The sequence below is a fragment of the Streptosporangium nanhuense genome (genome assembly GCF_059358815.1).
Genome location: NZ_JCADBG010000013.1, coordinates 137060 through 158598 on the forward strand (window position 1 = coordinate 137060; position 21539 = coordinate 158598).

The following is a 21539-nucleotide window of genomic DNA, read 5'->3' on the forward strand; positions in this document are numbered from 1 at the left end:
GCCCGCTGCTCCTTCGATCTCGTCTACCCTGTGAGCCCGCTGTCCTTTCGATCTCGCCTGCCCCGCGAGTTCATCCGCCCCGCGAGTTCGCCTGCCCTGTGAGCCCACCGAACCGGCGAACACGCCGCGTACCTGGGAGTGATCGCGTGACCAAGTCCGGCCGGCTCCTCCACGTCATCGTGTGCGCGGCCGGTGCCGCCCGGGACGTCGGCCGTCTCGTCACCCTCGCCCTGGACGAGGGCTGGGTCGTCCAGGTCGTCACCACCCCCTCCGCGCTGGACTTCGTCGACGTTCCCGCCCTGGAGAGACAGACCGGACGCCCCGTCCGCAGCCGGTACCGCAGGCCGGACGAGCCCAAGCCCCCCAGAGCCGACGCGATCGTCGTCGCCCCCGCCACGTACAACACCGTCAACAAGTTCGCCCAGGGCATCGCCGACACCTACGCCCTCGGCCTCCTCGCCGAGGCCCCCGGCCTCGGCATCCCGGTGGTCGTCCTGCCCTTCGTCAACGACGCTCTCGCCACACGAGTGCCGTTCCGCCGGAGCGTCGAGAGTCTCCGGGCCGAAGGCGTTCGCGTACTGCCCAACCACGGCCCCGGCTCGCCCGGGCCCGACCTGGCCGGCACCGGAGACGGAAGCCGGGAGAACGACCCCTGGGCGCTCGCTCTCAAGGAGATCTCCAGGAGGTAGGCACCTCCGGACGCGCGACGACCGGAGCCGAGCCCCGTCTTGCCGCTCCCGCGTCACGGGCACCTGACCACGAGGGAGGCCCTGACACCGGGCGGGGGCCGTATCAGGGAGGACTCGGGGATCACCCCCGATGCTCGCCTGCCGGTCGGACGCGAAGCTCGGCACATGACGAGATCGATGATCACTCCCCAGGACAGGCCGACCGGCAGGTCCGCGTCCGTCTTCGTGCCGGTGGCCTTCGCCGCCGCCCCCGCTCTCCTGCTGGCCTACGGGGTCATCCGGCTGCTCGACGGGCTCGACGGGAGCCGCGGTCCCGGCCCGGCCTGGACGGTGGGACACCTCGCCTTCCTCGCGAGCGCGCTGGTGTTCGTCCCGGTGTCCCTGGAACTTCGCCGCCGGGTGGCCGCCCGGACGGCGGGCCGCCGGATCGCCGTGAACGTGAGCGCCGTCCTCGCCGTGCTGGGACTGGCCGCCACCGTCGCCCAGGCGGTCATCGACCTCGTCGCCGGACTCCGCGCGACGGATCGCGCCGGGATGAACGCCTTCTTCCAGCAGGTTCAGAGTTATCCCGGCGTCGAACTCGCCGTCTACGCCATCGGCCCCCCGCTCTTCCACGTCGGGCTGATCGCCCTGGTCGTCCTTCTCGCGACCCTCACGCCGCGACGGCTCGCGTGGTGGAGCCCGGTCCTGGTGGTCGTCGGTACGGCGGCCAGCGCGATCGACCTCGACCTGATCCCGCTGGGCGCGGCGTGCGTCTGGCTCGCCCTCGCTCCTCCGGCGTGGAGCCTCGGTCGCGACGCTGTGAAGGCAGCGGTCGCGAGGGCGTGAGGGCGGGGGCCGGAGCCGCAGGGGTCGCGGGGGCCAGGGGACATGATGGCGTGGTGGCGGGGGCACGTGGTGGTGAAGGCGGCGGTCGCCGGTGGGCCGCGACCGGTCGTGGAGAGCGGCGAGGACTCATCGCTTCGAGACGCGCCGATTCTCTGTGATTACCGCTTCCGTGATTACCGCTTCCGTGATTACCGCTTCCGTGGTTACCGGCTCTGTGGTTACCGGTCTGTCACCGAACCACATTGTGTGTCAACGGTCATTGTGTGACGCGAAACCGCCGTTGATTCTCGTGATGCGGCTCGTTCCGGTGTTCTTCTTCTCCCGGCCGGTCGACTCATATGTCGCCGGGCCTGTGGGTCCTAGAATGACCACCGGAAAGAGGGTGAGGATCTGGAAGGCTCAGGAAGACAGCGGCCCGGTGTGGTGGTCGACCCCGGCCTGCCGGCCGAGGTCGCGGCTCTGTTTCGCGCGAATCCGTCCATGCTCAAACGCATACGGGCCGGTTGGAGGCCGCTGGAGAATCCACCGAGGAAGTCCGCGGTTCTCCCGGCCGTCGCCGGCATGTTCGCGGCGGTCGGCTTTCTGGTGGTGCTTTCCTTCGAATGGGGAGCCTGGCTCGGAATCCTGCAGCTCATCCTGCTCGTATACTTCGTTTCCGCCGCGATCAGGGCCGCGAGGGATTCCGAGGAGAGCGACAGCCCGCAGCAGCAACTTTACGATCTCGCGTACCGCTACCGCGATTCCTATCTCCTCCCCGACGACTTCGACACCGACGCGGGCCGCCTGCTCGGCCGGACGCGGCAGGCGGTCGACTCCGTCCTGCGATCGCGCGTCAACGCGGAGGGACTGCTCGACGACGTACGGAACGCCGTCATGCTGCCGCCGCAGGAATGGGAGATCGCACGCCTGCTGGCCAAGCTGTCCTCCCTTCGCGGAGAGCACCGCGACCTCGTGCGCGGCGGGGTCAGCTCGGAGGTGGCGATCGCGATGAAGCCGCTGGAGCGTGTGCTCGCCGGCAGCGAGAGCGCCGTCACCGCGAAGGTCGAGGCGCTTGAGCGTTACGCGGCCCATGTCGCCGACGCCGAACGCGCGTACCGGTCCCGTGGCCAGATCGAGGCGCTGGTGGAGAAGCTGCCCCGCTACGAGGAACTGCTCGCCGAGTCGGGTGCCGACGCCCTGGGTATGCCCGAGATCGGGCATCTCACCGGCGAGGCCGACGAGCTTGAGCAGGCGTTGCGCGCGAGCATCGGTTCGGCGCACGAGCTGTTCCACCACCTGGACGACCCGCCGCCGTCCGGGTGAGGGGCGCCGGGTGGTCGCCTGCCGCGCATGCCAAGGAGCCGGGAAAGCCGAACGGGTGGGCCGGAGACCGGTGGAGCGGGCGGGGGCCGGTGGGACAGGCGGGCCGGAGGTCAGGCGAACAGGCAGTGGGCGGCCGTCGCGTCGTCGTGGGTCTTCGTCCGGGGCCAGCGTGAGCCGTCGGGGTCGGTGTGCTCCGCCTCGCGTACCCGGCGGATCAGCTCGCCGGGCCCGGAGTGTTCGAGGGTGTCGAGCGCCTCGCGCCAGGTGGCCAGCTCGAACTGGTCGACGAGCCGGGAGGCTCCGTCGCTGAGCAGGGCGACCGCCCGTACCCGGTCGGCGGGGAGCGTGCCGGTGAGCGACTGCTCGGCGGTGAGCGGGTCGACGGCGGCGATCCAGAAACCGCCCTCGCGGTTGCGGTGGTCCCGCATGGTCTCCACGTACTCCCGGTGCGCGGTGACCCGCTCGGAACTTCCGTAGGCGAGGCCGTCCAGGGTCGACCGGTGCGCCCTGCCGATCCGATCCACCCTGTCGTCGCAGACGACCGTCGGCTCCGCCTGGCCGGCCACGTCCAGGACGAGGACGGAGTCCGCCAGGACGAGGAAGTCCAGGTCGCCCGCCGTACGGCGGACCATGACCACCGTGGCGGACGGCGAGCCGGGATGGGTGAGGTCGCAGACGAAGTCGTGGAGGGAGGCGACGGCCTTTATGCCGTTCGCGAGTATCTCCGTGAGCGTTCCCGTGTCCTGCGTCATGCCCGCGAGGAGGGTCGAGCCCAGAGAGCGGACGTACCAGCCGACGCCGTGATCGCACCCGGACTCCGACCCCGCCGGGGTGCCCGCGCCGTCGAGGAGGACGAGGGCGTCCGGGGTCGCCCCGAAGAAGTCCTCGTTGCCGTCGTTGCCGTCGTTGCCGTCGTTGCCGTGGTTGTCAGCGGCGCCCGGGGCGCCCGCGTCGTGCCTGCCGGGTGCCGCTTCGGTGGCGAAGGTGATGCGCATCGGTTCGAGGCTCCTCGTACTGGACGGGCTCGCTCCGGACGGGCGTGCGCGTTTCTCTCACGAGTTCCCCCGTTGGAACGGCGTATTCCACGCGTGCCTCACCCAGGAGAGCTCGGTGGCGTACCTCCACGACGTACCTTCACGGCGGGCGTACGAGTCCGGGGCCGGGCGGCGCCGGTCCGAAGCGGGTCATCGGCGCGAGGTCCGGCGGGGCGAGCAGGGGGCGGGGACGAACAGGGACGCGGGGCGAGCGGAGCGCCAGGCGATCGGAGCGCCGGGACGACCCTCAATAGGAGGGCTCCGAAATGGACTCGGCTCGGTAGACGTCCATCGTCCCCTCGTCGTCCTCGTCCATCCCCACCTTCCTCAGCTGTAAAGTCCGGCTGCCGATTTTCAGGGAACGTTCGCCGTTGATCTCCGTGGACGCGAACACCGTGACCGTGTGACCGTGCATATCGCGCACCTGGTCGTATTCCGGTCCGTCAGGAATGTCGAGCTTGATGCGCCTCGTTTGGAATGTCACTCCCCCAGTGTGAAAGCCACGGCCTCGAAAATCGATCGTGCGCGTGACGATATTTGGCATCATTTTCGACTGGAAAGGTATGGGTGCCACCCCCTTCCCTGACCGGGTCGCGGCGTCCGGTGGCGGAGCCCGCCGCACGTGGGCCGGAGTAAGGGCCGGAGGGCGTCAGGGCTGGGGGTCGCCAGGGCAGGGGGTCGCTAGGGCAGGGGGTCGATCCCGATGTTCTGGTCGTACTGGACGAGCTCCGCCCCGCGATCGGTGAGGATGGGCCACTTGGTGGCGCGGGCGCACCAGACGACGTGTCCGGCAGTGATGTCGCGCGACCCGTCGAGGATCTCCGCGATGTCCCCCACCTTCCCGTGGGTGAAGTCGTCGATCCTCACCCCGGGTGTCGTGACGAGCTCGAACAGCTCCTCCTGGGTCGAGAGCGGGGAGATGGACAGGACGGCCGCGAGGCTGGTGGCCGGGACGCATATCCCGCCGCCGCGGAAGAGACACATGGCGGCGACGCTCCGGGAGTATTCGGTCTTCGCCACCGCGATGTCGACCAGTGCGCTCACGTCGAGCACTCGACCGGGAAGCATGGCTCAGCGCCTCCGGAAACGGCGGATGCCGATCTGGCCCCACTCCGCCTCGGAGAGCTGGTCGACCCCGAGGGAGTCGGCCGCCGTGTCGAGGTCCTCGCGGTGCAGGTTCCAGCGGTGCATCAGGGTGATCACGTGGGGTTTGTTGCCGATCTCTCGCTGGACGGCCGCGTGGATCACGTCGGCGACCCGGTTTCCGGTCAGCCGTGCCTTACGAGAAAGCGCTTCATAATCCGCTTTATCCAGCTCTATGGTGACGGCCGTGTCGGAAGTCGGCGCGCCGATTGAATTCTGTCCTTCTTTGAGCTGGAGATGCGCCAGCCACAGCGGAACCGAATCCGACTCCTGTCTGGCGCCATCATGATCGTCCGATGATGGTTTTTCCGATCCTGTGCCGTCTCGCCAGGCCGGCATGGAGTGGGCCATGCGTTCGACAGTAGCTGTGAATTGTGGATTATGGCAGCACTTCTGCACCAAAGGTCATCGCTACAGGAATCCCGGCGGCTGACTGGCGGGATCGCTGGGAGTGGTGGGCACCGAGGGGTCGGTGGAAGGCGGGGGGTTGGTGGGCAGCGAGGGATCGGTGGGAGGACCGGGAGTGGGGGTGGGGGTGGTGGTGACCGCGCCGCAGAATCCCATGGCCCGCCGCTGCTCGGCTATCTGCTCGACCGGGGCCTGGTACGTGAGCCGCTCCTCGGGCGAGGGCTCGTACCGCCACGTGTCCTCCTCGAAGAGGAAGTCGAAGTCCGTGGTGTCGTTGAGCCGGGTGGCCTGGACCCTGGCGCTGTCGCCGGTGAGGGTGACGGTGGAGATCGTGAGCGGGGAGTTCGGCAGGATCGGGGGGCAGACCTCGAACAGCCTCACGTACTCCTCCCGTGCGATCAGCCCCTGCGCCTCGGTGGTCCACAGGTCCCAGAAGTCGCCGTACATCCCGCTGCCGTAGGCGTCGAGCGCCGGTTGGACGGCCTGGCGGACCGAGGCCTCCGAGTGCTCGCCGCCGCGCGTCGGGGTCGCCGTGCTCGGCGGCGACGAGGGCGGGTTGAACACCATGAAGACGGTGACGACGGCCCCGATGGCCACGCCGATGGCCATGACGACCATCACGGCCAGCCCTCGCCCCGTGTCGCCCCGCGGCGGCTGGCCGTACTGCGGCGGATAGCCCACGTGCGGTCTCCGGAGGACTGGCAAGAGCGGATGAAAGTGATCATAACGCCCGTAGGTCTCGGCTGACCACGGTCGTCACGCCCCTTGGCGGGGCCGACATAATACGCGCGTGATTCAAACGATCGGTACGGCCGTCGCCGTCTTCGCCGGTACTAACGTGGACGACATCATCATTCTGACGGTGCTGTTCCTGGCGTCTAGGGCGGGGGGCGCTCCCCGCCCCTGGCAGATCGTGGTGGGGCAGTACGCGGGCATCGCCGCGCTGGTGGCCGTCTCGGCCGCGGCGGCCCTCGGGCTCACGGTGGTGCCGGACCGCTGGGTGGGACTGCTCGGCCTGGTGCCGTTCGGCATGGGAGCGTGGGGGCTGGTCAAGGCATGGAAAGCACGGCAGGCACGGCAGGCACGGCAGGCACGGCGGGCCGGGGATGACGGCACCGACGAGGCGCCCCGGGTCGCCTCGGGCGTGCTCTCGATCGCGGGGGTGACCATCGCGAACGGGGCCGACAACATCTCCGTCTACACCCCGATGTTCCGCACCGTCGGCCTCGCGTCCAGCGTCGTCACGGTGGCCGTGTTCGCGGTGCTCGTCGCGGTCTGGTGCGTGGCGGCCTCCTGGCTCGGGTCGCACGGGAAGGTCATCGCCCTGGTGGAACGGACGGGGGCGTGGCTGGTGCCCATGGTGTTCGTGGTCATCGGCGCTGTCATCCTCGTCGAGTCGATATTTAGCTAAATATCGACAAATCGCCCGAATCTGGGGCATATGCACCGGGGAATTACTCACCATGCGAGACCACTTGCGCTTCTATCAGCATCGATGGTTCAAGGTGTGGATCGCCCTGATCGTCCTGTCTTTCTCGCTCATCGCCATGATGCAGGCGGCCGGTAACCAGGCACTCATGCCCGCGGCCTTCTTCTACGGGGCCGCGGCCGGGCCCCTCGCCCTCCTGCTCGCCATCCACGACCGCATCCACATCGCCACCAGCGTGCCGCCCATGACGCTGATGGGCATGTTCCTGTTCGGCGGGGGCGTCGCGCTCCTGCTCGGCGGCTATTTCGACGCGCTCCTCATCTCGGAGAAGAACAGCACCTCGATCCTGCGGGTCGGATGGATCGAGGAACCCGCGAAACTCGTCCCGCCTCTCGCGGTCGCGCTCACCGGCCGCCACCTCACCAAGGCCGCGGGGGTCGCGCTCGGCCTGGCCTGCGCGACCGGGTTCGCGATCATGGAGTCGATGGCCTACGCCTGGAAGAGCGTCGCCAACCACGACGGCGCCATGGGCGCGGGTACGGTCCTCCTGCTGCGCGGCCTCAGCACCCCCTTCAGCCACCTCGTCTGGACCGGCCTGGTCTGCGCGGTGGCCTTCGGCGCCTGGCAGGCCAGGGGCCGGGCGGTCGTGACCCTCCCCGTCGTCGCCGCCTTCGTCGCGGCGGCCACGCTCCACTCGCTCAGCGACGGCCTGCTCATCCTGGACATCCCCCGACCGGCCAGGCTGCTCTTCCTCGTCGCCGCCGTGGCGAGCTACTGGCTGTTCCACCGGAGCACCCGAGATCTGAAACCGGCGCCGACCCCGGAACCGGAGCCGTCCCACGCCTGACCTCCAAGGTCGGATCCCGCGCCTGGCCTCCAAGGGCCCTTCCCGCGCCTGGCCTCCAAGGTCGGCTCCCGCGCCTGACCTCTGAGGCCCGTTCCCGCGCCTGGCCTCCAGGGGCGCCCTCCACGTCCGGCCTCCCCGGCCCGCCCCCCGCGCCGCGAGGCACACCCGCGCGTTCCACGTAGAACTTCACGGCGAACTTCACGGAGTTCACGGCGGAGTTCCAGGACGGAACTTCAGGGTGGAACCTCACGCCGGAACCTCACAACAGCGACAGCACCCACCGGGGCCCGGTGACCTCGGCGCCCAGTTCCGTGACCCGTTCGCGCAACTCCCGGTCCGCGGTGACGACCAGGACGCGCTCCCAGGGACGAGCCTCCCGTACGGCCTCGACGATGGCGTCGTCCCCGCTCCCGGGTGCGGCGATCACGGAGACGCCGGGCGTGGGGGCGGTGTCACGGGCGGCACCCTCGACGACCGCGATCAGCCGGGGGAACCAGCGGGCCAGCGCCGGGACGCGGCCGGGCGCGGCCCACCGGCCGTCGGCGGCGCGTGCGCCGACCTCGGCGAGCAGCTTGGCCGCCGCCCCCGCGCGGTCCCGCCACCAGCCGTGCTCGGCGCGGGCGCCCACGATGTTGGCGACGTCGAGGACGACGAGGGAGGGGGCGAGCGCGAGGCCGACGACCGGCCAGGTCGCGGCGAAGCCGGGGTGCAGTTTCCTGGCGGTGATCTCCTCGGCCGGAACCCAGCGCAGGTCGTCGCTCTCGGTGTTGGCGGGGATCGCGCGCAGCAGCTCGGCGGCCTCGGCGATCACGGTCTCGAAGGACCAGCCGCCGTGGTCGTCGAGGTAGACCCCCTGGACCCGCAGGCCGGTGCCGTCCAGCGCGGCCTCCTCGAAGGCCTCGCGCAGGGCGGTGTCGACCGCGTCCTCGTGGCTGTCTCGGGCACCGCCCGGCAGTCCCCAGGTGCCGCCGTGGTGGCTCCACACGGCACGTTTCTGCATCAGGACGCGGAGCCCCTCCGCGCCGTCATGATGGACGGCGAGCAGACCGGCCGCGCCGTGCACCCCCCAGTGCCGGTGCCCGAGATCGCACCACGCCCACCCGTCCCCGTCCCCGGCCGCCATGGACCAATGATGCATCAGGACCCGGCCGCGCACTCCCCGCCCCCCGGCCATCGGGAAGACGCCGGTGATGGAGAGGCAGCCGTTCACCCGCCTCGGCCACCGGCGACGGGGGCAGCCGGTCGCGCGCTCTCCGCCCCCTCCGGCACCGGAGAGACTCCGGTGCCGGAGGGCAGGTCAATGGGCGAAAAAAGCGTTCATGGTGCGATGTCCTGATCCGGCATACTGGCCGTCTTGATCCTTGTTGAAGGGCTTTCATGGATTCGAGCGTGCCTTTCGTGCCTGTTCGCCCTCTGCGGCCGGTCCGCGCGTTCGCGATCGTCGCCCTCACCCTGATCGCGCTGAGCTCCGCCGTCTCCGCCGGCACCTCGACGCTGCTGCTCGTCTACCAGGAGGGCCGGTCGTGGCTGACGGTCGACGAGTGGGGCTTCCTGTACGTGCTGTTCCTCCCTTCGACCGTCCTTCTTCTCCTGACCGTCCAGCTGCTGGCGGGCCTCGCCTTCGTGTGCTGGCTGTTCCGCGTCCGGGGCAACGCGTACGCGATCTCTCCCGGGGTCTTCCACAGGTACGCCACGCCGTTCCTGGTGTTCGCGTGGATCGCTCCCGGCATCAACCTGTTCGTCCCCAAGCTGCTCGTCGACGACATCCTGACCACCTCCCGGCCCGGCGGGCTGCGGCCGGGAATCGACCTCTACCGGTACCGGGGACACCGCCCGGGTCTGGTCTGGGCGTGGTGGCTGACATGGCTGCTGTGGATGGCGATGGAGACGGCTTTCCTGGCGTTCGGGAACGCGGGCATGACCGTGCTGGAGACCGTCGCCCTGGTCGCCTGCGTCCCGCTGCCGATCGTCACGGGCCTGCTCGTCGCCCGGATCATCCTGACGATCACTCGGCTCCAGGAGACCGCCCGCACCGGCCGGCCGGTGGGGAGAGGGCGCCCGAAAAGATTCAAGCCACTCGTGGGGTCCTATTTCGGGCTCACCACCCTCGTCGTACGCGACTACGACGAGGCCATCGACTTCTACCTCCGCGTCCTCGGCTTCGAGCTCCTGGAGGACACTCCGCTGGGAGACGGCAAGCGCTGGGTGACCGTCCGCCCGCGCGGTGCCCGGGAGACGGCCCTGCTCCTCGCACGCGCCGACGGCCCCGAACAGGAGGCCCGGATCGGGGACCAGACCGGCGGCAGGGTCGGCCTGTTCCTGCACACGGACGACTTCGTCCGCGACTACGACCGGCTGCTGTCGGCGGGCGTCGTCTTCGAGGAGGCCCCGCGCGACGAGCCCTACGGCAAGGTCGTCGTCTTCCAGGACCTGTACGGCAACCGCTGGGACCTGCTCCAGCCCGCCGGCGTCCAACCGGCGTACGGCTGAGCCCGGACCTGCCCGGTTCCCCGGCCCCCGTCCCGGACGGGCGGGCGGGTTCGAGCACGTCTCGCGTCCACCGCCGGGACGTCAGGTGGCCGGACGCACGGACGGGCGGCCTCCCCGGGTCTCAGTTACCGCCCTTGCTGAAGTGCTGGTAGTCCTTGATGCCGGACCAGTAGCCGCCCCACTCCCAGCCTCTCTGCTGGAAGGCCTTGACCACGCGGTCGCCCGGGTTGATCACCCCGGGAGCCCGGACGGGGCGCTTGAAGAACTTGCGGGCGTTCTTGTGGGAGCCCGTGCCGTTGGCGTAGACGTACGGGTTCTCGCGCGGGTTGATGTCGACGGCCAGGCCGTAGGCGTGCTTGGACCAGCTGCCCGACCCCGTCGCGGGGCGGCAGTTGAAGGCCGAGGTGTTGTCGGCGTCGATCGAGGCGTAGTCGTCGGCCTTGTAGACGTCGACGAGCCGCATCTTGTAGATGGGCCAGCGCCAGTCGTACAGGCGGCGGAAGACGGAGACGATGTCGTCGGCGGCGGCCTTGTTCACGACCAGCTCGCCGGTGTGCGGCCTGTCGTCGAAGCCCCAGTAGGTCATCGTGATCAGCCGCAGGTCGCTCACCGGGACCGGGCATCCGGGCCGCCACGAGTGTTCGAGCCGTTCACGGGCGATCCGGGAGACCTTCGCGGCGAACTCCGGGGGGCCCGTCGGGGTCGGCGACACGGTGGGGGACACGGTGGGTGGCGCGGTGGGTGGCGCGGTGGGTGGTGCGGTGGTGGACGGGCCGGGCGTCGGCGTCGCGGGCGGATCCGGGGCGGCCACGCCGGTGGCGGGAGGCGCGGCCGGGGTGGGCTGGGAGGTGGCCGTGCCGCATGAGGCCGCCGCCAGGCAGCCGACGGTCGTCGCGAGCACGGCCCGCGTACGGATCATGAATCTGGGACCTGACACGTGCCGCCTCCTCAGAAAAACGGACAAAAGCGACAAAAAGCTATTGTAGTTGATCGACTATTCGAGGTGGGAGGCCGCCGCCGCGGCGATCCACTCGTGGGCGACCACGGATTCCGGCGGCCAGGGCGTGCCGTTGATCACGGCCACCAGCTCCCAGTATCGCCCGGCGCGCGGGTCGTGCTCCGCGTAGTCCCGTACGACCGACTCCGGGGTGCGCCTCTGCGCCCGGGCCAGGACCGCGACGAGCTCGGCCACGACGGGTGCGGCGGCCTCCGACTCCGGGGCCACCCCGTCCCGCGCGGCGGCCAGCGCCCTCTCCGTGACCAGGGTGTCGGCCTCGTGCCAGGCCGCCATGTCGATCCCGTCGGCGTTCTCCCAGAAGTCGCCGCTCATCTCGCGCAGCGAGGCGCGGAAGCCGTCGTCGGCGAGCAGCCCGGTCAGCTCCAGCCAGGCGTCGAGCTGCTCGATGCCCGGCTCGTCGGGCAGGTCGGGCACCATGGCCGCGCGCAGGCCGCCGAGCCACTCCTGCCTGGCGGCGTTCTCGCCGGCGACCTCGTCGACGAACTCGTTCACCAGCGCCGCCGTCTCCGCCGCGCCGAGCCGCCCGAGGGCGTTGAGCCGGCGCAGGTCGTCGTCGGCGGGTTCGTCCCGCTCCAGGGTGGCCCTGAGCACCGCCCGGGTCCGCTGCAACGCCCTGATCTGCGTCTCCACCGTACGGAGGTGCAGGGACAGCACCTCACCCAGGTCGCGCTCGCCGAGCGACCTGATGGTCGCCAGGTCCACGCCGATCTCGCGCAGCGTCCTGACGAGCTCCAGCCGCCCGCGGTCCTCGTCGCCGTAGAGGCGGTAGCCGCCCCGGGTGCGGCCGCGCTCGGGAAGCACCCCGATGTCGGAGTAGAAGCGGATCGTCTTCACCGGCAGCCCGGAGAGCCTGGCGAGCTGTCCGATCGTGTAGCTCATGGCCTCGATTATTCCGTTGAGCCTCCAGTAACGGGAGACTTTAGCTTGGCGGGCATGCCGAAGAAGAAGGTCAGCCGGATCGCGAAACCGCAGCTCCAGGCCGGTGAGGCCGGCCCCGCCACGGTGGGCAAGGACCTGGGTCCGCTGGGCCTGAACCTCATGGAGTTCTGCCGCCGGTACAACGCCGCCACCCAGGACCGGCGGGGATTCGTCGTCCCCGTCGTCGTCACCGTGAGTCTCGTACGGCTTACGAGCGGGTTCGTGGGAGTTCGGTGCGGGGATCCGCATTCCTTGGGGAGGCTTTTCATCGAAACGTATCGCGCCTGTGTTCGAACCCGCGCTACAGTCATGGGCACGGGATCGAACACGGGTTCGGGCTGACGTTCTCGCAGGTGAAGGGGTGTGCCATGGCGATGCTCGCGGTGCCGCCGGCGGTGCCCACCCCGTCCCCTCGCTCGCCGATGGAGCGCCGCGCGACACGCCGTAGCACTTTCTACGGAATTCTAAGCCGGCCGCTATATCCCGTCATAAAGTCCGAGAGCGTGGACCCCGTGCGCAATCCCTACGCTCCCGGTGCCGGACAGCGCCCCCCCGAGCTCGCCGGTCGCGACCGCGAGCTGCAACAGTTCGAGATCGTTCTGGAACGGGTGGCCCGAGGCCGCCCCGAGCGCAGCATGGTGGTCACCGGGCTGCGCGGGGTGGGCAAGACCGTTCTGCTCAACACCTTCAAGTCGATGGCCATGCAGCGGCTGTGGGGCACCGGCAAGATCGAGGCCAGGCCCGACCAGTCGATCCGCCGCCCGGTGGCCGCCGCCCTGCACATGGCGGTCAGGGAACTCGCCCCCAGGCATCGGGCGCCCGAGCGCATCGAGGAGTTCCTCGGCGTGCTCAAGGCGTTCGCGATGCGCGACCCTTCGGCGGCCAAGGGCACCTCGCACTGGTCGCCCGCGATCGACGTGCCCGCGGGGCGGGGGCGCGCCGACTCCGGAGACCTGGAGATCGACCTCACCGAGCTGTTCGTCGACGCCGCCGCGGTCGCCACCGATCTGGGTGTCGGCATCGCGCTGTTCATCGACGAGATGCAGGACGTGCAGGCCCCCGACGTCTCGGCGCTCTGCGCGGCCTGCCACGAGCTCTCCCAGAGCGGTGGCCCGCTGATCGTGGTCGGCGCGGGGCTGCCGCACCTGCCCAGCGTGCTCTCGGCCAGCAAGAGCTACTCCGAGCGGCTCTTCCGCTACGCCAGGATCGACCGTCTCGACCGTGAGGCGGCCGACCTGGCGCTCATCGCCCCGGCCGAGAGCGAGGGCGTGGAGTTCACCCAGGACGCCCTCGACGCCCTCTACGTGGCCGCCGACGGCTACCCCTACTTCGTCCAGGCGTACGGCAAGGTCGCCTGGGACCTGGCGCTGCGCAGCCCGATCACCGCCGACGACATCAGGGTCTCCGCACCGGAGGCCGAGGAGGAGCTCGCGGTCGGCTTCTTCGGCAGCCGCTACGAGCGGGCCACCCCCGCCGAGCGCGACTACATGCACGCCATGGCCGCCATCGGCGACGAGCCCGTCGCCACCGCCGAGGTGGCCGAGGGGCTCGGCCGCAAGCCGTCGAGTCTCTCCCCGGCCCGTGACAGCCTCATCAAGAAGGGCCTGATCTACAGCGCGGAACGCGGGCTGATCGCGTTCACCGTGCCACACTTTGGAAAATTCCTGCGGGCACAACCGGTCTGACTGAACATTTGTTCGATATACTGCGAGGGAAATCCTAGCCCTCTATATGGCTCTCTAGCGGGGAAGCTAGAGAGCCATATAGAGCTCAATCGTGTGCCCTAAGAAAATCTAGGGTTCTCTAGTGTCCAGCCGATATCGGCAGAGATTCCGGAAGAGTCACCCCGGTCTCCACCGGCTGCCCGTCAGAGCCGACCATGGCGACCCGCACCGCCGGGTGCCGCCCGCTCAGATAGACCGCGAAGACCACGTCGACGGGGTCGCCCGCGTGGCTGTTCCCCGGATAGACGAAGAACCGCCAGCACAGCTCCCGCCAGCTGTCGACCGGTTCCTTGCTCGACAGCACCCCCTCGTGCGAGCGCCAGACCGTGCTCGACCGCAGCCGCCCGAGCGCGGTGGCCGGGTCGAAGCGGCGCTGCTCGCAGGGGGCCCGATAGCGGAGCCTGGCGATCGTCTCCTCGATCTCCGGCGAGAGCGCGGCGAGCACCAGCAGCCCCGCGAGCATGGCCGGCGCGTGCGCCCACGTCAGGCTCGCCATCGCCTCCCAGCCGGGGACCTCCGGAGTCCAGACCAGTCCCAGGGCCATGGCCGTCAGCACCATGGTGCGGCCCAGCGACCGCCGTCCCACCGGCAGCGCGCTCACCTCGCCGAAGCAGCCGCAGCCCACGTCCGGGCGGCGGCGCCGTAGCTCCCACAGGACGTAGGTGGAGACCGCGAAGAACCCGGCGATCCCCCACCGGAAGAGCGGATGGCCGGTCAGCAGCAGCCCGCTCGCCAGGAACAGCTCCCCGAGCGCGCAGCCCAGCATCGCGGGCTTGCGCCAGCGCTCGTGCACCAGCACGGCCGGTCCCAGCCTGCTCAGCATGCCCGGCTCGGCCTCGCGCGCGACCGTCCAGATCTTCGCGACCGTGCCCGCGGCCAGCAGCAGGAACACGACCGGCGACTGCGCGGCGGCGATCGTCGTCAGCATCTGTGTCACCCCATTCCAAGCCGGGCGTTGAAGCACCCGGTGGTCAGGTCTCCGCCGAGCTCCACGAAGGAACTCGGGGACAATTCCAGGATCCGGCCGCGCGGGGAGGTGCCGCACTCCAGGCACCGGTCGCAGAACCGGCCGGCCAGGCAGCCGCACGCCACGATCGGCAGGACCGAGGTGCGTCCGGCGCACACGTTGCGCACGTTGAGCATCGACCCCAGCGCCAGGTAGGGCAGGCCCGCGCAGGACACCCCGGTGTCGTCGCACGCGGTGTCGGCCCGCTCCAGCATGGGATAGGCCACCCCCTGCTCCCCGCAGTCGAAGGTGTCCGACCAGGTGGCCGTGCCCGAGATCCTCGACTGCACGCCGACGTAGCCGGGGGGCGGTGGCGGCACGGCCGTCCACCGGTAGGGCGGCTGCGAGGTCGCGGGCAGTCGCGCCAGCGCCGCGCCGTTCTCGCGCACCCCGATGGCGTCGAACAGGTAACCGGGTTCGAACTGCGGGTGCCTGACCCGCAGCCGCCCGGAGGAGCGGTAGGGGATGACGATCGTGCGCCGCCCGCGGTGCGGCCCGCAGTGCAGCTCCACGACGTGGTCCTTGCCCTCGGAACCGATCGACTGGATCACTCCGGTGATCCTGGTGATGTCCGACCAGATCCGGTCCACGACCCGGCCGGCCCGCAGCGCCCTGATGATCACATTGGACCCCAGGGGGAGGTTGGCCGGGCTGACGGCCTCCCCGCGCCAGGCGGTCGCCCACGGCGCGATGACGAGCCGCTCCTCGTCGCCGCTCGGGGTGTCGATGACGATCAGGTGCGGGCTGACGTCGAGGATCGTGCCGCTGACGGAGTGGAAGGACTCACCTTCCGAGGGGAGGGGGCCCGGCTCCTGAACAGTCCGGCCAAGCGCGGCGGCCGCCAGCGTACGGCGGCGATCGGCGCTGCGATAGGGCATCGTCGCTCCCCAATTCTGCGAGGTGTCGCAGCCAGCGTCACACGCTTCGCGGAATCCCGCTGTCCGCTCCACCAATAATCACGGCAGGTGTCCAACCGGGTACTAAAGTTCCCCTCCCTGGTAGAACGCATTGGTGTCTGCCCGATGACAAACCGCTATCTAATGCTTCTTGCGTGCTCCATCGCCCATCGAAGCTGATCTTTACCGTTGATGGGATGAAATATAGATTTCGGTTCAGCCGCAGTATGGGTTCCGGCTGCGATTCTGGCCACCATACGCACCTGGAGCACAGGCTGGTGATCACGGTGGCCGGCGGGACCGACGAGGAGTTCCGCGAGTATGTCGTTGCTCGCGGCCCGGCGCTGCTGCGCGCCGCCCACCGGCTCACCGGGCATCCGAGCGACGCCGAGGACCTGTTGCAGGCGGCGCTGGTGAAGACCTACCTCGCCTGGGACCGCATCCAGGACCGCACCGCCCTGGACGGCTACGTGCGCCGGGCGATGGTCAACATCAACATCTCCTGGTGGCGGCGGCGCAAGCTGGAGGAGTACCCGTCGGGCGAACTCCCCGAACCGGTCGTCGCGAGCGCCCAGCACCTGCCCGAGCGCGTCGAGCAGGCCCTCGACCGGCTGCCCACCCGGATGCGGACCGCCGTCGTGCTGCGCTACTACGAGGACATGACCGAGCCGGAGATCGCCAAGGCCCTGGGGATCAGCGTCGGGACGGTCAAGAGCACGGTCTCCCGGGGAATGGCCAAACTCCGGGGCGACCTCACCTCCGAGCCGCGACACCTGGAGCCACAGACCTGAGGCTCCCGGCCCTACGGAATCTCTGCCGGTCGCCCACGGAGCGCGTACTCACAAAGACGTATGCGCTCATGGGGCCTCGGACGGGACGGGCGCGTCACTCGGACGGGATGAGCGCGGCCTCCTCAGGACGCGAGCCCTCTTCGGGACACAGGCCCTCCTCGGGACGCGAGCCCTCTTCGGGACGCAGGCTCTCCGCTCCCGCGGTGGCGCACGGCCGTACGGCGTCGCGGATGGTCCTCAGGGTTTCGAGGAAGGTGCTGAGCTCCGCGGGAGAGAGGAGCCCGGTGAACCAGGTGTCGATGTCGATCAGGTGTTGCGGGAGGAGGTCGCCGAGCCGGTCGGTGCCGGCCTCGGTGATGGCCGCGTAGGAGGCCCGCCGGTCGGTGGGGCACGCCTGCCTCGTGACCAGCCCCTCGCGCTCCAGCCGGTCGACGACCCGGGTCGTCCCGCTCGTGGACAGACCTGTCTGCGCCGCCAGGTCGCTCATGCGCAGCCGTCGCTGGGGTGAGCGCGCCAGCCTTATCAACGTCTCGAAGTCGATCTCCGAGAGCTTCGCCGCGACGAAGGACCCGTGTGTCTTCGCTGAGATACCGGCGTAGACCTCGGCAAGGAGGCCCATCGCGGTCAGCCGGGAGTCGTCAAAGTGGTTCACGATCTCACCCTACCCGACAGTAGTTGACGAGAGGAATATTCCTCGTGTAGAAATCTGTTGACGCAAGCATCCACTCGGCAACATCTCTTCGGGAGCAGAAAAATGACCACTCGGACCTGGGAGAACCTTCAGATCCCCGCCCCGGGCACCTACGCTCTGGACGCCTCGCACACCCAGATCGGCTTCGTCGTCAAGCACATGATGGTGAGCAAGGTTCGCGGTCACTTCAACGAGTTCGCCGGCACCGTCACCATCGCCGAGAACCCGCTGGACTCCTCCGCCGAGCTCTCGATCAAGACCGCGAGCATCACCACCGGCGCTCCCGACCGCGACGGCCACCTGCGCAGCGACGACTTCCTCTCCGCTGACAAGTTCCCCGAGCTGACCTTCCGCAGCACCCGTGTCGCCGGCCACTCCGGCGACGAGTTCACCCTCGTCGGCGACCTCACCATCCGCGACGTCACCAAGCCGGTCGAGCTCACCGTCGAGTACGGCGGCGTCGGCACCAACCCGTGGGGCCAGGTCGTCTGGGGCTTCTCGATCAAGGCCGAGATCGACCGCGAGGAGTTCGGCCTGACCTGGAACCAGGCGCTGGAGACCGGCGGCGTCCTGGTCGGCAAGAAGATCAAGATTGAGATCGAGGGCGAGGCCAACCCGGCCGCCTGATCTCCGTGACCACCCGAGGTCTCTCCCGTCTCGCCGCGGTGAGGGGCCTCAATGGTGTTCACTTGTTGAGATGTAGCGTCTCGCGAACTGGGAATCCACAGGATTTCCACCGTGCTCAGCTGCGGACTCCTCAGTTTGTCCACAGGGTCGGGAAGAGTTATCCACAGATGGTGGATAACTCTTCCCCAACTCTTGCCCGTGACGCGATCGTCAACCGCTTTGCCGCCTCGCCTGATGGCCGGTACTCTGTGCTGAGCCGAACGGCAACCAGGAGGCTTCGCCTAGTCAGGTCTATGGCGCCGCACTGCTAATGCGGTTTGGGTTTACCGCCCATCCGGGGTTCAAATCCCCGAGCCTCCGCAGATCAGAGGCCCTCTCCCGAGATACGGGGAGAGGGCCTTTTTGATCTCTAAGGGCGTCATAGTTGCAGTCCTAGTTGCAACGAGGGCTCAGGACTCCCCCCAGAGTGCCGAGGCCAGGCGCTCGCCGGCGTCGCGCATGAGCGGTGTGGACACATGTGCATAACGCTCGGTCGTGGTCACCCTCGTGTGGCCCAGGACCTCCTGAACGACCCGGATGTTCACCCCCTGCTCGATGAGCAGCGTCGCGGCGGTGTGGCGAGCGTCGTGCACCCGGACGTCCCGAACCCCGGCCTGCTTGAGGATGGTTTTCCACACCTTCCAATCCTCGGTGCGCTCGATCGGACCGCCGTGGCGGGTGGCGAACACGAGATCGTGATCCTCCCAGCGGTCCCCCGCCTTGAGACGCTCCGCGGCCTGGATCTTGCGGTGTGCCCTGAGAAGCGCGAGCAACTCGGGAGGGCATTGAAGGGTGAGCTTGCTCTTGCCCTTTCGCTGGCGGAAGCCGATGCCCCCGCCCGTGCGTTTCGGGCACCTGTCGGCATGGCTCGTACAGTCCTTGAGACAGGTCCTCTTGAAGCAGGTGTGCCCCTGCTTTTTGCACCCCTCCTTGCAGCCGGGGTTATGCCCATGATCACTGCACTTCTTTTTGCAGGGCCAGCGGTGCCACCTCTCCCCGCATTTATGGGGATCGGCGCACCCGTGCTGCCATTCGGTGCGCTGGATCTGGAACCACGCCCTGATCACTCCGGTCTCCAGGTCGACGTACTGCCAGCGGAGCCCGAGCGCCTCGCCCTGGCGGATGCCGAGAGCCAGAGCTACCGACCAGCGCGCCCCGTTCCGCCGGGTGCCGGCCACGTCGAGGATGTTGCGAGCCTCCTCGCGGCTCAGCGGTTCGATCTCGGTGGAAGCCGCCGAGGGAGCGTCGACGAGGGTCGCGACGTTCCGCGTGAGCTTGTTGCGGCGCACCGCGATGGTCAGCGCCCGCGACAGGATGCGATGAACCTTGAGCACGGTGCTGGTCGAGAGGTTCTTCTCAAGCATCGTGGTGTAGGCCGTGTCGAGGTGCTCGGGAGCGAGCCGGTTGAGCCGATGCCGTCCGAGCAGCGGAATGATCCAGTGACGCGTCTTGGACCGGTAGTCCGTCAGCGTGCGCGGCGCCATCTTGCCGGAGATCACAAGCCGCTCACAGATCACGTCGAGATACTCGGTCATCCACTCGGCGACGGTGGGCGCACGGCCGGGCTTGGTGACCTGTCCCGACTCCCGGTTGTTCTCCAGTTCCCTCACCTTGCGGGTCACTTCGGCCTCAGTCGTGGCCATCCGGTGACGACGGTCGAGGGAGCCGTCAGGCTTGATGCCCAAAGTGACCCAGCCGTGCCAGTAGCCGTCGTTGCCGAAGTAGATCGAGGACCGGCCGTCTGGCTTCTTCGCCATCACGCGGCCTCGTCCTGGGAGAGCCCCGCCTTGGCCTCCAGTGCACGGGCGAACTCGTGGAGCGCCCACCGGGGGACCAGCCGGTATCCCTCGTCTTTGATCGACTTCAGTTCGCCGGACTTGATCAGTCGGAAGACGGCAGTACGGCTCATGCCGAGCATCACGGCGGCATCCTTGGGCCGGTAGAACAGTGGTTCCATGTCAGGCCGCCTTTCCGATTGCCGAAAGATCTTTGATCGGTCGTCCGTCTGCTCTGGCTTGGAGTTCGGTCAGTCGTGCGCGGGTGCGCTGTCGGTTGGCGACCTCGCGCAGTAGCCGTTTGGCCAGCGGGGTGCGGTTGGGGTCCTTGGAGGAGACCGGCCGCCAGACGTAGCGGTGTGGGTCGCTCACCGTCTCGTCGGGCAGGCCGAGCATGTCGAGCACCCAGGCCCGGCGATCGGCCTTGTGCTCACGCAAGGTCTTGTTCGACCACTTACGGGAGACCAGGATGCGACGACCCGCGTAGCCAAGGTGTTCGGCCTTGTGCGCCTTGCCACGGCATCGGCCCGGCAGCATGCCCGCCTTGGCACCCTTGGGCTGGATTCCGTAGCGCAGCCAGTTCGCGCACGCCGGGGAGCAGGGTTCATAACGCAGCGCTTCGACCATGCGGGTCGCGTGGTCACGACGAGCCTGGTTGACGACGTCGTCGGGGTCGAGGGGATCGCCGAGGTTCTTGGTCAGGTACTTGGACAGGTAGATGAGGCACTGGTCGGCATCCGGTGATCCGGCCAGGACGCCCTGAACATCGGCTTGAGCGCCGAAACGGACCACGTGCAGCGGTTCGGCCGCCTCGTCGGTGTCGAGCTGGTCGAGTGCCTCGTCCCAGGTGGGCAGCACTTCCCCGGTGGCCGGGTCGAGGTAGTCGCCGGCCTGCCCGTCGGGGTAGGGCTCAGCGCGTTCGGCCCGTTGTGCCCAGATGGGCAGGTGGTCACCGTCGAAGCGGACTTCGTCGACCGATGGCCACCACACTTGGTGGTAGGTGGCGGCGGCGATGGCCTTGACCTCCGCACGCGGCATGGTGCCGCGGATGGCCATGTGCAGATGGGGAGCGAGCCGCTTTTGGGGTTCGACGGAGGCGAAGTACTGCACGTCATAGCCCGCCACCCGGCGAAGGTTCTGCACGAACCGGTCCACCAGCTTGGAGAAGTGCAGCGCATCGCGAGCCGCGCGAGCGTAGTCGTAGGTGGCCGGGTTGACCGGGACGCCGTTGTGGATGCGCCCGTAGGAGGGAAGCGTCAGGGTGACAAAGAGCGATGGCCGGTAGACCTTGCCGTCGGAGGCAATGAAGGTCCGCCCAAGGGTGGTGTTCTGCTTGGCCCGCCTGGGCAGATCCGGCGCATCCTGACGCCGTCTGGTGGAGCGCGAGCGCTTCGGGGTTGCCCGGCCGCCCAGGACGTTGCCGCGCATTCCCGCGGCGTTAATCTCGGCATCGATGCCTGCGATGGCCTCGTCCCAGTCGAGGGTGTCTTCCCCCGCCCTCTCAGCTTCGTCGCGCTTGGCTTGCACGTCAGCCCGGAACTCAATCAGCCATTGCTGGTCGTCGGTGGAGGGGTGAGGTTCGGCGACGGGTTCGGCCTCCAAATGCCAGCCCTCGCGACACTGAGCCTTACGCAGCTGCTTGTTGCGCTGAGCACACGGCGGGCACTTGGCTTCCTGGGTGGCGCCGCAGGGAATGTTGAACGACTCGGTCATGCCGGTGTGGGTGTCGAGGCGCCGCAGTTCGATGGGGCGGATGCAGACACCGTTGTTCTTGGCGACTTCCACCGCGACGTCCAGGGCGAAGGGCAGGGTGTCGCGAATGAGGCGGGGAAGGGTGCGGTCGGAGCCGTCCGGGGAGAGGGGGGATGGGGAGGTGGGGATGTC

General features: G+C 69.0%; 24 protein-coding genes and 1 tRNA gene. 11 read left to right on the top strand and 14 right to left on the bottom strand.

What is annotated here, in order from left to right; genetic code table 11:
• The first annotated feature begins 146 nt into the window (after nt 1-146).
• From AC5L38_RS24730 to AC5L38_RS24740, 3 genes are all read left to right on the top strand, one after another.
• Entirely contained in the window at nt 147-689 is a 543-nt protein-coding gene (locus AC5L38_RS24730; protein WP_495245198.1) for a flavoprotein, read from the top strand.
• A 165-nt stretch (nt 690-854) separates the two neighbouring features.
• Nucleotides 855-1517 (top strand): hypothetical protein, encoded by a 663-nt coding sequence (locus AC5L38_RS24735; protein ID WP_495245199.1) that lies wholly within the window; start codon nt 855-857, stop codon nt 1515-1517.
• Nucleotides 1518-1937: 420 nt separating this feature from the next.
• Complete coding sequence (locus tag AC5L38_RS24740) at nt 1938-2819, top strand: hypothetical protein (protein WP_495245200.1); 882 nt, start codon at nt 1938-1940, stop codon at nt 2817-2819.
• A 110-nt stretch (nt 2820-2929) separates the two neighbouring features.
• Here the strand turns inward: AC5L38_RS24740 and AC5L38_RS24745 are convergent, their stop codons facing one another.
• From AC5L38_RS24745 to AC5L38_RS24765, 5 genes are all read right to left on the bottom strand, one after another.
• A complete protein-coding gene (locus tag AC5L38_RS24745) occupies nt 2930-3814 on the bottom strand; it encodes a protein phosphatase 2C domain-containing protein (RefSeq protein WP_495245201.1) in 885 nt (294 codons plus the stop codon).
• 286 nt (nt 3815-4100) lie between these two features.
• Entirely contained in the window at nt 4101-4337 is a 237-nt protein-coding gene (locus AC5L38_RS24750) for a hypothetical protein (RefSeq protein ID WP_495245202.1), read from the bottom strand.
• Between the two features lie 197 nt (nt 4338-4534).
• Nucleotides 4535-4921 (bottom strand): hypothetical protein, encoded by a 387-nt coding sequence (locus tag AC5L38_RS24755; protein ID WP_389927251.1) that lies wholly within the window; start codon nt 4919-4921, stop codon nt 4535-4537.
• 3 nt (nt 4922-4924) lie between these two features.
• Nucleotides 4925-5347, bottom strand: coding sequence for a hypothetical protein (locus AC5L38_RS24760; RefSeq protein ID WP_495245203.1), 423 nt, complete (start codon nt 5345-5347; stop codon nt 4925-4927).
• Nucleotides 5348-5407: 60 nt separating this feature from the next.
• Nucleotides 5408-6085: a hypothetical protein gene (locus AC5L38_RS24765; RefSeq protein ID WP_495245204.1), complete on the bottom strand. Its 678-nt coding sequence runs from the start codon at nt 6083-6085 to the stop codon at nt 5408-5410.
• Nucleotides 6086-6194: 109 nt separating this feature from the next.
• On the opposite strand from AC5L38_RS24765, the gene AC5L38_RS24770 reads away from it, so the two are divergent.
• Both AC5L38_RS24770 and AC5L38_RS24775 read left to right on the top strand, forming a co-directional pair.
• A complete protein-coding gene (locus tag AC5L38_RS24770; RefSeq protein WP_495245205.1) occupies nt 6195-6815 on the top strand; it encodes a cadmium resistance transporter in 621 nt (206 codons plus the stop codon).
• A 52-nt stretch (nt 6816-6867) separates the two neighbouring features.
• Nucleotides 6868-7680, top strand: a complete 813-nt coding sequence (locus AC5L38_RS24775; protein ID WP_495245206.1) for a PrsW family glutamic-type intramembrane protease — start codon at nt 6868-6870, stop codon at nt 7678-7680.
• A 259-nt stretch (nt 7681-7939) separates the two neighbouring features.
• Here the strand turns inward: AC5L38_RS24775 and AC5L38_RS24780 are convergent, their stop codons facing one another.
• A complete protein-coding gene (locus AC5L38_RS24780) occupies nt 7940-8803 on the bottom strand; it encodes an NUDIX hydrolase (RefSeq protein WP_495245207.1) in 864 nt (287 codons plus the stop codon).
• A gap of 275 nt (nt 8804-9078) precedes the next feature.
• Here AC5L38_RS24780 and AC5L38_RS24785 point away from each other — a divergent pair, with 275 nt between their 5' ends.
• Nucleotides 9079-10170, top strand: coding sequence for a VOC family protein (locus AC5L38_RS24785; protein ID WP_495245208.1), 1092 nt, complete (start codon nt 9079-9081; stop codon nt 10168-10170).
• Between the two features lie 121 nt (nt 10171-10291).
• Here the strand turns inward: AC5L38_RS24785 and AC5L38_RS24790 are convergent, their stop codons facing one another.
• Entirely contained in the window at nt 10292-11107 is an 816-nt protein-coding gene (locus tag AC5L38_RS24790) for a M15 family metallopeptidase (protein WP_495245209.1), read from the bottom strand.
• Between the two features lie 57 nt (nt 11108-11164).
• Nucleotides 11165-12067: a MerR family transcriptional regulator gene (locus AC5L38_RS24795; RefSeq protein WP_495245210.1), complete on the bottom strand. Its 903-nt coding sequence runs from the start codon at nt 12065-12067 to the stop codon at nt 11165-11167.
• A 54-nt stretch (nt 12068-12121) separates the two neighbouring features.
• Here AC5L38_RS24795 and AC5L38_RS24800 point away from each other — a divergent pair, with 54 nt between their 5' ends.
• Entirely contained in the window at nt 12122-12448 is a 327-nt protein-coding gene (locus AC5L38_RS24800) for an uL11 family ribosomal protein (protein ID WP_495245211.1), read from the top strand.
• Between the two features lie 170 nt (nt 12449-12618).
• Entirely contained in the window at nt 12619-13791 is a 1173-nt protein-coding gene (locus AC5L38_RS24805; protein WP_436758247.1) for a DUF8462 domain-containing protein, read from the top strand.
• Nucleotides 13792-13909: 118 nt separating this feature from the next.
• On the opposite strand, the gene AC5L38_RS24810 is transcribed toward AC5L38_RS24805, so the two are convergent.
• Nucleotides 13910-14758 (bottom strand): MauE/DoxX family redox-associated membrane protein, encoded by an 849-nt coding sequence (locus AC5L38_RS24810; protein WP_495245212.1) that lies wholly within the window; start codon nt 14756-14758, stop codon nt 13910-13912.
• Nucleotides 14759-14763: 5 nt separating this feature from the next.
• On the bottom strand, nt 14764-15714 hold the full coding sequence (locus tag AC5L38_RS24815; RefSeq protein ID WP_495245213.1) for a hypothetical protein: 951 nt from the start codon (nt 15712-15714) through the stop codon (nt 14764-14766).
• 296 nt (nt 15715-16010) lie between these two features.
• Between AC5L38_RS24815 and AC5L38_RS24820 the strand changes: the two genes are divergently transcribed.
• Nucleotides 16011-16523, top strand: coding sequence for a SigE family RNA polymerase sigma factor (locus tag AC5L38_RS24820; protein ID WP_495245214.1), 513 nt, complete (start codon nt 16011-16013; stop codon nt 16521-16523).
• A 94-nt stretch (nt 16524-16617) separates the two neighbouring features.
• On the opposite strand, the gene AC5L38_RS24825 is transcribed toward AC5L38_RS24820, so the two are convergent.
• Nucleotides 16618-17175: a MarR family winged helix-turn-helix transcriptional regulator gene (locus AC5L38_RS24825; protein ID WP_495245215.1), complete on the bottom strand. Its 558-nt coding sequence runs from the start codon at nt 17173-17175 to the stop codon at nt 16618-16620.
• 102 nt (nt 17176-17277) lie between these two features.
• Between AC5L38_RS24825 and AC5L38_RS24830 the strand changes: the two genes are divergently transcribed.
• Together AC5L38_RS24830 and AC5L38_RS24835 are read left to right on the top strand one after the other, a co-directional pair.
• A complete protein-coding gene (locus AC5L38_RS24830) occupies nt 17278-17841 on the top strand; it encodes a YceI family protein (RefSeq protein WP_495245216.1) in 564 nt (187 codons plus the stop codon).
• Between the two features lie 270 nt (nt 17842-18111).
• Nucleotides 18112-18201: transfer RNA gene (locus tag AC5L38_RS24835), tRNA-Ser, on the top strand.
• A gap of 89 nt (nt 18202-18290) precedes the next feature.
• Here AC5L38_RS24835 and AC5L38_RS24840 read toward each other — a convergent pair.
• From AC5L38_RS24840 to AC5L38_RS24850, 3 genes are read right to left on the bottom strand one after another with little or no spacing between them, the layout of a single operon-like run.
• Nucleotides 18291-19637 carry a tyrosine-type recombinase/integrase gene (locus AC5L38_RS24840; protein WP_495245217.1) on the bottom strand — a complete coding sequence of 449 codons (1347 nt, stop codon included), beginning with the start codon at nt 19635-19637 and terminating at the stop codon, nt 18291-18293.
• Entirely contained in the window at nt 19637-19837 is a 201-nt protein-coding gene (locus tag AC5L38_RS24845; protein ID WP_344749621.1) for a helix-turn-helix domain-containing protein, read from the bottom strand. Before AC5L38_RS24845 ends, AC5L38_RS24840 begins: the two co-directional genes overlap by 1 nt.
• A gap of 1 nt (nt 19838) precedes the next feature.
• Complete coding sequence (locus AC5L38_RS24850; protein WP_495245341.1) at nt 19839-21536, bottom strand: replication initiator; 1698 nt, start codon at nt 21534-21536, stop codon at nt 19839-19841.
• Between the last annotated feature and the right edge of the window lie 3 nt (nt 21537-21539).

Excerpts from the sequence above, each read along its gene's own strand:
- AC5L38_RS24735 (WP_495245199.1), top strand. The coding sequence starts at position 855 with ATGACGAGATCGATGATCACTCCCCAGGACAGGCCGACCGGCAGGTCC.
- AC5L38_RS24745 (WP_495245201.1), bottom strand. The coding sequence starts at position 3,814 with ATGCGCATCACCTTCGCCACCGAAGCGGCACCCGGCAGGCACGACGCG.
- AC5L38_RS24755 (WP_389927251.1), bottom strand. The coding sequence starts at position 4,921 with ATGCTTCCCGGTCGAGTGCTCGACGTGAGCGCACTGGTCGACATCGCG.
- AC5L38_RS24760 (WP_495245203.1), bottom strand. The coding sequence starts at position 5,347 with ATGGCCCACTCCATGCCGGCCTGGCGAGACGGCACAGGATCGGAAAAA.
- AC5L38_RS24775 (WP_495245206.1), top strand. The coding sequence starts at position 6,868 with ATGCGAGACCACTTGCGCTTCTATCAGCATCGATGGTTCAAGGTGTGG.
- AC5L38_RS24780 (WP_495245207.1), bottom strand. The coding sequence starts at position 8,803 with ATGGCGGCCGGGGACGGGGACGGGTGGGCGTGGTGCGATCTCGGGCAC.
- AC5L38_RS24795 (WP_495245210.1), bottom strand. The coding sequence starts at position 12,067 with ATGAGCTACACGATCGGACAGCTCGCCAGGCTCTCCGGGCTGCCGGTG.
- AC5L38_RS24800 (WP_495245211.1), top strand. The coding sequence starts at position 12,122 with ATGCCGAAGAAGAAGGTCAGCCGGATCGCGAAACCGCAGCTCCAGGCC.
- AC5L38_RS24810 (WP_495245212.1), bottom strand. The coding sequence starts at position 14,758 with ATGCTGACGACGATCGCCGCCGCGCAGTCGCCGGTCGTGTTCCTGCTG.
- AC5L38_RS24815 (WP_495245213.1), bottom strand. The coding sequence starts at position 15,714 with ATGCCCTATCGCAGCGCCGATCGCCGCCGTACGCTGGCGGCCGCCGCG.
- AC5L38_RS24830 (WP_495245216.1), top strand. The coding sequence starts at position 17,278 with ATGACCACTCGGACCTGGGAGAACCTTCAGATCCCCGCCCCGGGCACC.
- AC5L38_RS24840 (WP_495245217.1), bottom strand. The coding sequence starts at position 19,637 with ATGGCGAAGAAGCCAGACGGCCGGTCCTCGATCTACTTCGGCAACGAC.
- AC5L38_RS24845 (WP_344749621.1), bottom strand. The coding sequence starts at position 19,837 with ATGGAACCACTGTTCTACCGGCCCAAGGATGCCGCCGTGATGCTCGGC.